This window comes from Rubinisphaera italica (genome assembly GCF_007859715.1).
GTDB classification, from domain to species: domain Bacteria; phylum Planctomycetota; class Planctomycetia; order Planctomycetales; family Planctomycetaceae; genus Rubinisphaera; species Rubinisphaera italica.
Genome location: NZ_SJPG01000001.1, coordinates 572,523 through 586,427, shown reverse-complemented (window position 1 = coordinate 586,427; position 13,905 = coordinate 572,523). Strand labels below are relative to the sequence as shown.

1 protein-coding gene (cut by a window edge) is annotated in these 13,905 nt (G+C 54.4%); it reads right to left on the bottom strand.

What is annotated here, in order from left to right:
• A protein-coding gene (locus Pan54_RS02335) for a DUF4347 domain-containing protein (protein ID WP_146501966.1) crosses the window boundary here: on the bottom strand, positions 1–13,905 show its beginning. Its footprint begins 15,252 nt before the window's first position; 13,905 of the gene's 29,157 nt are visible here — the first part of the coding sequence; its start codon is at positions 13,903–13,905; its stop codon lies beyond the left edge, outside the window.

Here is a 13,905-nt window from a genome sequence, read left to right as displayed (position 1 = left end):
AGTATCGGTATCGACACCACGAATTTCTGCTGTCACATCGTTATTGATTGTATTCGAAGCCGCCGAACCGGCTCCCGCCAATGCCACGCTGCCGATTGCCACACCGACCGCAACCGAATTTGCGGAAGCAACCGCATTCAGCTCGGAGTCTGCTGTCGCAGTCAGCGAGATATCATTTCCGGCATCCAGACATGAATCCGAGACGATTGCCGCAACAGAATTATCGACGACATTCAACGTAACAACAGCTCCCAGTGCCGCCGAAACGCCGACCACGATTCCTCCCGTTCCGGCGATTGACAATGTGCCGCCGAACGCATCGATACTGGACTGGTCCAACGCATTGACTTTGATATCGCGCCCGACCTGAAGATCGCTGTTGTTGACTTCTGCAACCACAGTGTTGTTAATCACATTGACGACAGTCGAACCAGCACCAGCGACATTGATTCCACCAATCGCACCGCCACCCCCACCTGCAGCGAACCCCGTCGCCGCACCAATAATCGCATTATCTGAAGTCGCGGAAAGGATCACATCCTGAGAGGCATTGATGAGGGAATTATCGATTGTTGCCGAAACAGAGTCGGTCACTGTATTGATCGCATAAGATGCACCGGCTTGAACGGTCACACTACCGACAGCACCACCGGCTCCCGTTATTGCGATTCCACCCGCACCAACACGAATTTGCGATTGATTGTCTGCCAATACGCTGACATCGCCACTCGTTGTTGTCAGGTCACTACCGTTGATGACTTCTGCAGTCACACTATTCGTAATCGTATTGACCGAACCGGCTCCCGCCAGTGCAATTGCGACGCCGCCGATCGCTCCACCATTTCCGTTAGCGGCAAAACCAACCGTCGCGGCGACAATTTCGGCTTCCGCACCGGCATCAACTTCGATATTCGCAGCAGTGACATCGGAATTGTCAATTGTGGACCGAACATCACTCGTGATCACATTCACTGCGATTGAGCCAGCCACACCAATATCGACTCCACCAATCGCTCCGCCAGAACCGCTTCCAGTGGCGCTACCACCACCCGCGAAAATGAATGCATCATTTTCTGCAGAAACTGTTACGCCTCCACCGGCTTGCAGATCACTATTAATAATTTCTGCGGTAACCGATTGTGAAATTCCATTGCCTGCTCCCGAGCCCGCAGCCGAGACATTCACTCCGCCGACTCCACCACCGGAACCTCCCCCGGCAAAACCAATTGCCGAGCCAATCAGCACTGCCTCCGAAATCGCTTCCAGATTGGTATCCCGAGCAATCAACAAATTGGAGTCTGTCACGCGTGCTGTGACTACCCGATCAATTCCGTTCACCACGAGCGAGGCACCGCCCTGTACGTTGACTCCTCCAACTCCACCTCCACCGCCGTTGAATGTTGCCACACCGGCTGCCGCAATAACGTTTGCTCGATCAGCCGCCTCAACATTCAGGTCTCCAGAAGTCGTTGTAATCTGACTGCCATTTCGGATCTCCGCAGTCACACCACCGGCAATCACATTGACAGACCCAGAGCCTGCGCCCGCGACATTCACACCGACAATCGCACCGCCCGAACCTCCGCCAGCTGCTGCGGCTGTCGCCACGGTAATATTGCTGGCCGACTCCGCCAGTAGACCGACATCTGCCGCAGCGACCTCGGAATTATCTATCACGGCGTTGACCTGGCTATCGATCTGATTGATTGCAAATGCCGAAGTTGCACCGATGACAACGCCGCCGATCGCTCCGCCCGCTCCTCCACCGACAGCTCCTCCGGCTGTCGTAATGATATCCGATCCTTCTTCAGCAGTGACAAGGACAGATCCATCAGCCGTCACATCCGCATCATTAATGATCCCCGCATCAACAGACTGATTGATTCCACTGAAAGAAACCGAACCGGCCAACGCAACCTGCACACCACCAATTGCGCCACCTCCACCGCCACCCGTGACTGCAATCGTATTCGAGATCACTTGCCCGTCGGCATCTGCTGAAATCAGAACATTGCCAGCTGAATCAACGGATCCGCCGTCGATCGTTGCGGTCACATTATTGACGATGATATTGAATGCAAACGATGCACCCGCTTGGCCCGTCACACTACCGACACCACCACCAGCTCCTGTGACTGCACCGACACCGGCAGTCGCGATAATTGAAGACGTATCTGCAGCGACGACTTCGACATCGCCAACAGTTGTCGTAACTTCCTTCGCATCGCCGATGCTCGCAGTGACATCATTCGTGATAACATTGATTGAGCCGGATCCAGCAGCCGCCAATGCAACACCACCGACACCGCCACCATTTCCGTTGCCGGCAAACCCGACAGTTGCCACGATCACGTCACCGGCTGAAATTGCCTCCAGCGAAACCGAGCCACTATTCACAGCCGAATCGTCGATTGTCGCACTCACGGAATTCGTTACAACATTGGCGGCAATCGAGCCAGCCACACCGACATCAACTCCGCCAACTCCACCACCGGAACCACTGGCAGTCACTCCACCGGCCAGCGCTGTAATTCGGGAACGATCCGCTGCCGCAACCCTGGTCGCACCCACATTGTTGATAATGCTCCCGTTTGCAATTGTGGCAGAAACCGAATTCACAATCGTATTACTGGAACCCGATCCAGCTGCGGAGACATTGACTCCTCCGACACCACCACCCGATCCACCCCCGGCAAACCCGACCGAAGTGACAATCACATCGCTCTGACTATCAGCGAGAACTTCAATATCTCCACTTGAGTTGACAGTGGAATTATCAATCGAAGCCGAGACGTTGTTTGTGATGACATTGAATGCCATCGCTGCCCCGCCTTGCACGGTCACTCCGACTGTCGCGCCTCCTGCTGCCCCGACCGCTGCAGCACCGGTAGCAGCGATTACGGACGAATCGTCCTGGGCCAGCAGGCTAACCCCGGTGGAATCCGTTATTTCGCTGTTTGAGATTTCTGCTGAAACATCGTTGGTAATAACGTTAATCACGCTCGTCCCAACACCGGCAACAGAAACTCCAGCGATCGCACTCCCGGCAATGGAAACCGAACCGGCGACAGCACCGCCGACAATCTGAGAGGTCGCAGTCGCATGAATCTGCACATCACCGGCATCAACGGTTGAATCAGTCACATAAGCGGAGACTTCGTTACCGACTTCGTTGACTGCGAACGAAGCCCCGAAGGCAACGCCAACTCCCGCACCTGTGACCCCAGCCGCACCGGCAACCGATGCTGCTCCGCCGAAACTACGAATATCGCTACGATCTTCGGCTTCGACAATCAAATCACCATCCGCTGTAATTTCCGCATCACGAACCCCGGCTCGCGTCCGATTATTAATTCCCGCGACAGCTACCGACCCGGCGAGACTCACTGTTACTGCGACAGTCCCCACGGAAACGCCTGCAGCAAAACCGACAGCTGAGGTGATGACTTCTCCTTCAGAATTCGCCACGACCTGTACGTTACCTGTTGAATCGACTTCGCTTTCAGAAATGGTTGCTTCGACCGTATTGTTGATCACACTGGTCGCAAGCGATGCACCCGCTTGCACGGCCACTCCCACACCACCTCCACCGACAGCTGCACTGACGGCGGCTCCACCGGCTGCACTAATAATTCGTGATGAATCCGCCGCTGTCACGATCACATCATCACCGCTGATCACGCTGGATTCGTTTTCAATTGATGCGGTAACGGTATTGTCAACCACAGCGACAACGACCGCACCCGCAGCAGCGACCGAAACTCCTGCCACTCCACTGAATCCTCCCGCAGCAGCAAAACCGATCGTTCCGCCACTGATCTCTGCTTCGGAGTTGGCTGTAACCGAGACTCCATTCGCTTCAATAATGGAATTGTCGATGCTGGCTTCAACCGTATTCACAACGATGTTTGTCGCGACGGAAGCTCCTGCGGCTCCTGCTCCACTGGTTGCCGCTCCGCCTCCGATTGCGCCACTGACCCCACCGCCAAAGGCGTAAATTACAGAATGGTCTTCCGCATGCAGGCCGAGCGATCCACCAGCCGTTATGCTTGAGGAGTTGATGGAAGCTTCAACACGATTGGTGATCACGTTCGAGGCAACTGATCCTGCAACAGCGACACCAATCCCCGCGCCACCAGCCGCAGTGCCCGCACCAGTAATTCCAACCGCATTGCTGATGATCTCCGCATCGGAGGTCGCCGCTAAATCGACGCCACCGATATCAGCTCTAATCGTTGAATCCTCAATGATGGCCAGTGTATCGCCTTCGATCACATTGATCGCCATCGCTCCGCCGAGTGCGACGGCATTCGCGTTCCCAATCCCGGCTGCTACCGCAAGACTCGCCGAGCCTGAATTTGCCAAGATGCTCGCCTCGTTGCGGGCGGTCAGAGAAACATCTCCGGATGTTGTCGCTACGTCTGAATTATCGCGAATCGTCGCCGCGACTTCGTTGCTGATCACATTGACCGAAGCCGTGCCCGCCAGAGTAACTGCGGTTGATGTACCAACTCCGGCTGTCAACGCACCACTCGTTGCCACAGTTGTCCCAATGATCTCTGCTTCCGAAACGGCTGTCAGTACGATATCGCCTTCCGCCGTGAGTTGCGTCTGGCTGACAGTTGCCAGGACTTCGTTGTCGATAACATTCGTCGCCAGTGAGCCCCCAATCGCGACTCCCTGAGTCGCACCAAGTCCAGCTCCGATCGCCAGGGCAACACCACCGGCTGCTCCTGCGATAAACGACGTATCAAGAGCTTCGAGCACGACCGACTGCCCCGACTCAATAGTCGAATTCAAGGTGGCTGCCTCAATGCGATTGTTCACGACATTCGTCGTCGCAGAGCCTGCCAGACTAACCGAAGTCGCATCACCCAACGCTCCCGATAGTGAGCCTGCATAACCGATTGTCGCCGCTCCGATTTCTGCATCACCAACCGCTGATAAGCGGACGTCACCATCAGCGAATCCGAGCGAATCGGTAATACGGGCCGTCGTCGAGTTATTGATCAGGTTGAATCCGAGAGCACCACCGATGGAAATCGCCTTGGAAGTTCCCAATCCGATCGCTGCCGAATTTGTACCTGCTCCCGAAACAGCGATGATGCTCGATTGATCGTTGACATCGAGCAGGAGATCCCCAGCTGTAGTCACTTGGCTTCCGTTGCGAATCTCGGCGAGCACATCACTAGTGATGACATTTGCCGAAATAGTTCCTGCTCCCGTGAATGTGGTCGCATCGCCGATTCCTCCGGACAATGCTTGAGAAAACGCCAGCGTTGCCGAAACGATTTCAGATTCTCCGTCGGCAAGCAACGAAACACCCGCTCCGGCTGTGACTTCCGCGTCATCAATAAATGCCGCAGTCGAATTGACAATCGTATTGAGCGCCAGGGAACCACCAACTGCAACCGCATTGGACGCTCCACCTCCACCGGCCAGCCCTAGTGCAACACCCCCTGCCCCGGCTCCAATGAAACCTGCATTCGTCGCGTTCAACTCGACGAGACCGGTTGCTTCTACAGAACTGTTCGTGATTGATGCAACCACTTCGTTGGCGATATTGTTAACCGTTGCTGATCCCGCCAAAGCAAATGAAGTCGCATCACCAACCCCGCCAGAAACAGCCGAAGCATAACCAACCGTTGCTCCAGAGATGTCGCCGTCGGCCATCGCATTGAGCGTAACATTTCCTGTGACATCCAAATCCGAATTATCGATGTTAGCCGTCGTGCTGTTGACGATCACATTAATTGCGGCTGCACCCCCGATCGCAATCGATTTCGCTGCTCCCGTTCCTCCAGAAGCGGCAATCGTCCCCGCACCAGCCGCAGAGACAACCTGTGAGGAGTCAACGGCATCGACTGCAACATTTCCGCCAGTCGTTGTGATTTCAGTACCACGGATAACCGCATCCAGGTCATTGTTGATCACATTGATGGAAACTGTTCCACCACCCGTGAAGGATGTCCCATCTCCAGCACCACCATTCAGAGAACCCCCAAAGGCTAACGTAGCCGCGATTATATCCGCGTCCGAATCTGCTCCGACAATGACACCGCTGCCGGTGGCAATATCGGAATCCTCGATCAGTGCTGAGGTGCTGTTCGTAATGACATTGACCGCGATCGATGCTCCCACCGACCCGCCCGAACCAGATCCACCACCACCTGAAGCACCAATCGCAACCCCGCCAGCTCCTGCCGCAATTTGAGAATCGTCTGTCGCTATCACACTGACGATACCACCTGCCGTGATTTCTGCATTCTTTATGGATGCTTCAATCGTATTGGCGATCGCATTCCCAGTCGCCGAGCCTGCACCTGAACCTTGCGTACCATCACCAAATCCGCCCGCCATCGTACCCGCGATTCCGACGGTCGCCCCGCTAATGTCAGCTGTCGATACGGCATTGACGAACACATCTCCGTCAATATCGATCATTTCCCCAGCATCGATATCAATCGTGGCCGTGATATCGTTAGAGATGACGCTGACACTACCGGCTGCTCCAATCGCAATGCCACGACTCCCAGCTGTACCGAGTCCTCCAGCAAAACTTCCCGCACCAGCCGCATTGATCACATGTGACGAATCATCGGCATCAACGAGCAGGTTCCCACCATTTGAAATCAGTGTGGATGCTCCGAGGACAGCCGCATCTACATTGTTAACGATCACATTGACCGAAAGCGCTCCGGCCCCGGAGCCAGCCGTGCCAGACTGGGATTCGCTGGCAGCCAACGCACCGGCTCCGGCCAACGTGACCGCGGTAATTTGCGAGTTGGAATCGGCATCAATTCCAATGTCAGTGCCAGCGGTCAAATCGGAATCGACGACCGTCGCACTGATCGTACTTGTAATCACATTTGCCGACAGCGAAGCTCCAACTGCGGCTGCCTTATTACCCGACGTGCCACCGGTCGCACCTGCAATTGCCAGGCTACCCGCTCCAACGCCAATCAACGAACTGTTGTCAGCAGTTACGTTGATCGCACCATCCGCCGTGACCACACTTCCTTCAATCGTCGCTGCCGTCGAAGTCACGATAATGTTCCCCGACGCAGACCCAGTTCCAGCAAACGAGAACGAGCCTTGCTGATCGCCCTGTGTCTGAGCCGCCGATGTCGTCAACTGCCCAGCAGCCGGGCCAAACAGTCCCGTCATTCCACTGCCGGAGGCCAATTGCGTTGGGTTACTGGAACTCGGCCCTGCCGCTGAACCGGCTCCGCTGCCCGCACCACTCCCGGCACCTGTTCCCGTTCCACTGGCACCACCTGTAGAGCCTGCTCCCGACCCTGAACTGCTGCCTCCGGTATCGACACCAATTCCAAGTCCGACGGAAGTCGTGGTAATCGTTGCGGTCGATTCTGCCTCAACGGTGACCGATCCTTCAGAGTTGACTTGTGAGCGAAGGATGCCTGCGTCGATTTCATCGACGATGAAATTCGCACCGATCGCGATCCCGACCGCGTTACCATCTTTGTTGATCCCGACTCCACCCGTTAACGAACGAATCGTCGCTTCATCAGCCGCTGTCACAACGACATCGCCGGTGACGTCGATGACAGAGTCTTCGATAACCGCATCAATTTCGTTCGTAATCACGTTGATGCTCGCCGAACCAGCAACGGCTGTTCCGCCATCAGTAAAGGCTCCTGCTAGCGAGGCTGTCAGAATTTTTCCATCAAATGTGTTGAGATCATCAAAGAATGCCAGCGGAGGAGCCGATTCGGTTGATCGTGCGTTGACTTCGATTGCCCCTGTGCCTGTGATGTTCGAATTGCTGATGGTCGCCGAGATTTCATTCAATACGATATTCAATCCGACCGAACCACCAAGTGCTGCCTGCTCGCCGCCCAGCCCAATCGCACCGGCAATTGACTGGATGTTGGAATCATCGATCGCTTCGACGCGGAGATCACCACCACTCTGAATCAGCGTTGTATTCTCAAGAGTCGCTTCCACGACATTACGAATCAGATTGGTGGAAATTGTCCCGGCCGCTCCGACATCGCCCTTGGTTGCAGCCGCCGAAACCGTGATCGCCTGAATCGCGGTATCCGCATCCGCGAGTACCACTACATCTCCTGCCGCATTGATCTGCGAACGATCGAGGTCTCCTAAGATTTTTGCTGAGACGAGCGTATCAATTTCTGAATACCCAATTGCACCGCCCACGCCAACGCGCCCGCCGTACGCACCCGCTCCTCCAATCGCCACTATTTGAGAGGTGTCTTCGGCATTCAGCAGGATGTCACCAGTTGCAGTGATATTAACACTGTCGAGCCAGACTTCGGCTTCATTAACAATGCGATTGACCGACGCCGAGCCAGCAATGCCGAACGAGTTTGATTTGTCATCCTTGCCGGCATCCCCACGAGCGACAGCCAATCCAGCCGAAAACGCGAACATGAAACCGTCGTTGTTGGCAGTGACGGTGACTTCCGCATCGTCATCACCTGTTGTACGGTTTGTATTGAGAGTTGCCCCGGTGATGAATGCTTCGGTTTCCAGTTCAAGCTGATTGAAACTGAATGCGGCTCCGATCGCGACCTGGGTGTCGCTGCTTTTTGTAGGAGAGTTGGACTGTTTCGATTTTGCGATCGCGGCTCCCCCAGTCGCCGAGATCAATCCGGAACGATTGCGAGCATTGACCGACACATCGCCCACTGTAAGTGTCCCGCGATCATTGATGAAGGCCTGAGTTTGATCGATGATCAAATTTGCCGAGGCACTGGCTGCGATGGCAACTCCCGTTTTACTCGGCGTATCCGCGGGTGCGGCACTCCCTGAACCGGCTCCGCTGCCTGATCCTGTCCCAGTTCCCGTGCCCGTCCCGGTTCCAGTTCCACCGCCACTTCCAGAACCGGCTCCGGATACTGCACCCGCTCCGCTGCCGGATCCAGAACCTGACCCACTCCCTGCACCAGTTGTCGCGGTGCTGCTTCCCTGAGAATTTGTGGCTGTGTTCGCGGCTTGTTGTTGCTGAGCATTGGCGGTCGGATCTTCAGAATCGGAGGTGTCGCTCCCGTTTTCTTCTCCGGTATCGACGATCGCACCGGCTAAGGAGAACGAATACAGTGAACCGCTCGCTTCTGCTTCAATCAACAGATCATTGCCAACATTCACTAGCGTGCCAGCCATCCCCGGAGGATCGGCTTCTGAGGTTCCCAGATAGGCTTGTGTATCTCGCTCCATCACATTGATGGCCACACTGGCTCCGACAGCGATCGCTTCGCCCAATTGCACACCTCCTGCCAAGGTGATGTGAAGTGTTGAGTTGTCAGCCGTCACATAGAGATTGTCGGCGTTGATGATCGTGCCTGACTCGACAATCGCCTGCGTTCTACTATCGTGCGCGAGTAGAGCAATACTGCCGCTAAACCCGAATTGCCCCGTTGACTTGCCCGCTGATTGAGCCAGCGTGAAGTTCAGAATGTCTTCTTCCGCTGAGACCGTGACGTCGCCGCCATCAACTTTTGCTCCGGATTCAATCTTCGCCACCGTCGCGGTGTCCAGTGTTGTGACGATTCCCGCGCCACCCAACCCAATTTTTCCACTGCGATTGCCGATCGGATCGTAAATGCCATATTTGTTACGTTTACGAATCGCGTTCGTCACGCCGCGTTGATTCGTCTTGAGCGAAAAGTTGCCTGCGGTGCTGATGAGATTCATCGATGTCACGGCATCGAGCAGCACGTCACGATCGCCAGTTGCATATTTCGCATCTTTGTCCTGATTGATGTTCGCTCCTGATTCGACAATCGCGGAGACATCCCCCGAGTAGTCCACGACCACTAACTGTCCGGAAAGCGCGGCGGTTCCTTTCGTGTTCTTGACACGGCTCGTAACCCAGGTGTTGAAGATCTTGCCGCTGAAGTTGATCTTGTTGAAGAACCCAGAAACGAGCCCGCCGATTCCGTTATCAAAAATCGAAGCCGGATTGAACACTTCGCCAGGATCATTCAAAAACGGGTAATCCAAATCCGCCCGAATGGTCGTGGTATCCGCTGCATCAATTTCGGCTCCGCTTCCAACCGTCGCCGTAACATCGTTGCCATGAACTCCAATTCCCAAAGCCCCCGAAAAGGCTAAAAACGGGCTGCCATTGTTTGGCTCAGCAACCGAGGAAGTGACTCGCATTTGGACAAATTGCGTCGTCGTCGCGATCACGTCGACATCGTTTTCGGAATTCAGATCGGCAGTTCCTGTCAGCGTAGCAGAAACGTCGTGATCGAATACGTTCGCTCCGATGGAAGCCGAGAATTGGAAAAGAGTATTTTTGGTTTTTGGTGATTGAGTTTTCGTATTGAAAGGGGATGTATTTTGCTGGCTTGAACCTTGCGGTTGAGCGGTCGTGCTTGAATTCGAATTGACAGCGCGGACTTTCGGTTTTGCGCGAAACGTTGCACCGGAAGTGACTTTGTTGGTCGCGTGCAAATCGGCCGTCACTCCGATCCCGGTCGACAATCCATTATTAAAGGAGTGTTCGGTTCCTGACCCAATCCCTGTGAGATTAGTCGGGTCTGCACCGAGTGCGTCCGCAAAACTTTCAGCGAGCCGAATTGTGTTGGCATCAACAACGACCACATAATACTCGGTGCCACCATCCAACCCGCCGATGCCCGGATCATCGACTTCAAACGTATCCGATGTCAGACCAGGGTTCAGCTCATCGGGAGTCCGCTCGACGACAAATGTCTGCGTTTTCGTTGGATCCGTCTGATAAATGACGAGGTCACCCGTCGCCAAACCATGATTGGCGACCGTAATCGTGTTCTGTCCATTATCGACAGCGGTCGCCGCTTCAAATGTTGCCGCAGGGGCTTCAAAGATAAACCCGTGTGTTCCGGTTAGCGACGCGGGTGCAACCAGATCGACAGGTCGATCGCCTAAAGTATGTTCGCCCGAGATCGGGTTCCCGCTGATCGGCAGCGTCAGATCAATCGCAGGATCAGTCAGATCATCAAAGACACCCCGCAACTGAATATTATCCGCATCGACAACGATCACTTCGTAATCGTCGCCATCATCGAGACCGCCAATTTCTTCGTTCCCATTGGCGTGATACGTGATCAATTCGCCGTTGGTCAGTCCATGATCGACAACGGTGATCGTATCGTTGACTAAATCGACATTGCCCGGTGTCAGGTCGAACAGGAACTCATCAGAAAAGATCTCTTTGAGCTCGAAAGAGTTGGCATCAGCTCGCACAACGACATATTCATCCCCGTTTTCCAAGCCGCCAATGGTCTCATTCCCATCGGCGGAATAAATCAAGATGTCGCCATTCTGAAACCCGTGGCCTGGGAGCGTGAACCGATTGGTGGTGAAATCGACATTGGTTCCAGAAGCAGGATCAAACTCCAGGACATCGAGCGTGTTGAAGGAATGCTGAGAGCCTGGAACCACTTGAGAGTTGTCCAGATCGATATGTGCCGCAGGAGCGATCTGTATCGTATTGGCATCAACAACCAGGACGGTGTAAGTCTCTCCGCCAAACAATCCTCCAATATTCGTCCCCATCAAACCGGGATCGTATTTGACGGTATCCCCCGTCTTCATACCGTGGTTCGGGAGCGTGATTGTATCATTGGCAACATCAACGGCACTGGAAGGATCAAACTGCAAAGGGTCGGCGACTCCAACTGCGTTGATCGTTCCCGCCACCACCGAATCGACGTCGGAAACGTCATAGCCAAAGGCAAACGTCGTTCCAACTTTGCCATCAGCATAGGTCGTCGCAGCAGCAATTGGCGTCGTGACCGCCTTTCCGATCGCTCGCACATTCACACTTCCACCCGATGTGATGACTACATCCTGCCCGACAAATGCATCTGAATCGAGCTCTGTATTCGCGACCGCGAAAGCCGAAGAGATTTCCGTCGACTTCGCTTTCGACGTTTGTTTAACGCCATTTCTATTTCCACGCACTTTCGACTTGCCAGCAGCCGGCGTGGCTGTCGCGTTGACGATAGCAGTCGTACCGGCATCGGAAGTGACCAGCACGCTACCCATCGCAACAATGGATGTCGTTCCCTCAAGCAGCGTTTCAGCATCGGCAGTCGCCCGTCCCACACCGGCTGCAATTGCCCCTTTCGTCAGATAATTTTTCGTTTGACCAGTCCGCGAGACAAACTTCGGTCGCGCATTGGTGGCCGCAGCCGTGACAGACGCATCCGCTTTCGAGGTCGAATGAATATCAACCGTTCCAGACGAAACAATCTGGGCATTATTCAAGGAGACCAGCGCCTCCGAACCACGAATATTGACAGACGCATCGACACCTGGAAAGAGATCCGGCACCAAACCAGGAATCGTCTCCAGCAGCGTGGCAACGTTGCCAATGTACTCCTGAAGATACGGCGTCGGTTCGGCGGATGGGCTGCGATCATCGGCTGTCGCTTCGATACGAATATCGCGACCTTCAATCACCGCATCGGCGATCGTGACCTCGGCTGTGATCGATGCAAAGCTGCCAATCAACGGAGCAGTAATAGTCCGCAATTCTGTCGCTTGGGCAATCAGAGAGATATCGCCTGCATTAAATCCATTCCCACCACGTGCGAGAATCTGGACTCCGGAATCGACCTGAATTGCATCACCAGTAACACGCAAAAAACCGGAATCCGCAGTGTGGACTCCCGAAATCAGAGATTCGGTTGAAACAAGTGTGTTATCTTCGAAGTGGATGTCAGCTCCGAAGACATCGATGTTGCCTTGTGAAGTCAGTTCTCGCACGATTGTCAGATCGCGCCCACTATTAATAATCAAATTTCCGCTGCCCCCGCGGAATTCCCATTCCAGTCCCGATCCATCAATTCCCACAATTTGACTTCCAAGATTCCCCAGGAATCCAGGGAGATTCGTGTCGATCCCCTGATCGATCTCGATGGAGTCATTCCCGCCCGCGCCTTCAATTACGATTTCGTTGACACCGAAAAAGATGCCGTCTCCAGCCGTTCCGGTGACTGCGACAGCTCCAGCTACGAATTCGCCTAATGCTCCCCCAATAGAATTGACCGAGATATCATCATTTGCATCACTGCCGGTAATTGTCAGCACGTCACCGTTTTGAGACAAATCGAGCAAGCCGGCAAAGCCGACGAAATTCGCCCCGGAGAAAGCCGCACCCGCATCAACAAATCCGGTTGTGTATTCGAGTTCCCAATCACCCGACAAATTCTCGGAGCCTGTCAGATCAGACGAAGCCGCGACATCGGCTCCGACAAGCAAACTCAGATCATTAACAAACCCGATCCCCCATTCACCCGATGCGATATCACATCCATAAAGCAGCAAATCGCCACCGGAAGCCAGTGAATCTCCCCAGCCAGCAATCTCCTGTTCTCGCTCATCCAACATTTCTGCCGAGAGCAAGGAATCTCCAACCTGCAATGCCCCCGATTCACCATGGGACAAAATATGGACAGCGGAAAGATCACTCCGTCCTGAAAGCAATTTCGAGATCTGGTCAACACCATCACTCTCTTGATCAAGTAGATAAATATCAACTTCGCGGCCTTCGCCCAGGATTCCGGCCAGCAATTGCTCGTAATTGGCGACTCCGGCATCAACAAAGACTACTTCTTTCGCAGTCAATTCTGAAATCTGTGCCGCTTCTGGAATCTCATTGCCTGCTCCTCCGGCAACTTGCCCCGACGCTGCTGTGCCCCCCTGATCCGCAAGCAAATCCTGCGTCTGGACCGGCGCCAGCAAAGATACGACATCGGTCGCCTCCATGGCTTCCAAAGCGACAGCACCTGCATCGCCTGCCAGCATGGTTCGCTCTTCAAGCAAGTCGAATTGAATCGACAACTCTTCGAGCTTCTTCTTTCGTTTGACACGATCTTTTTTTCGCGACTGAGCCAGTCGTTCTGCATTTCTTTTAAACGGAAACAT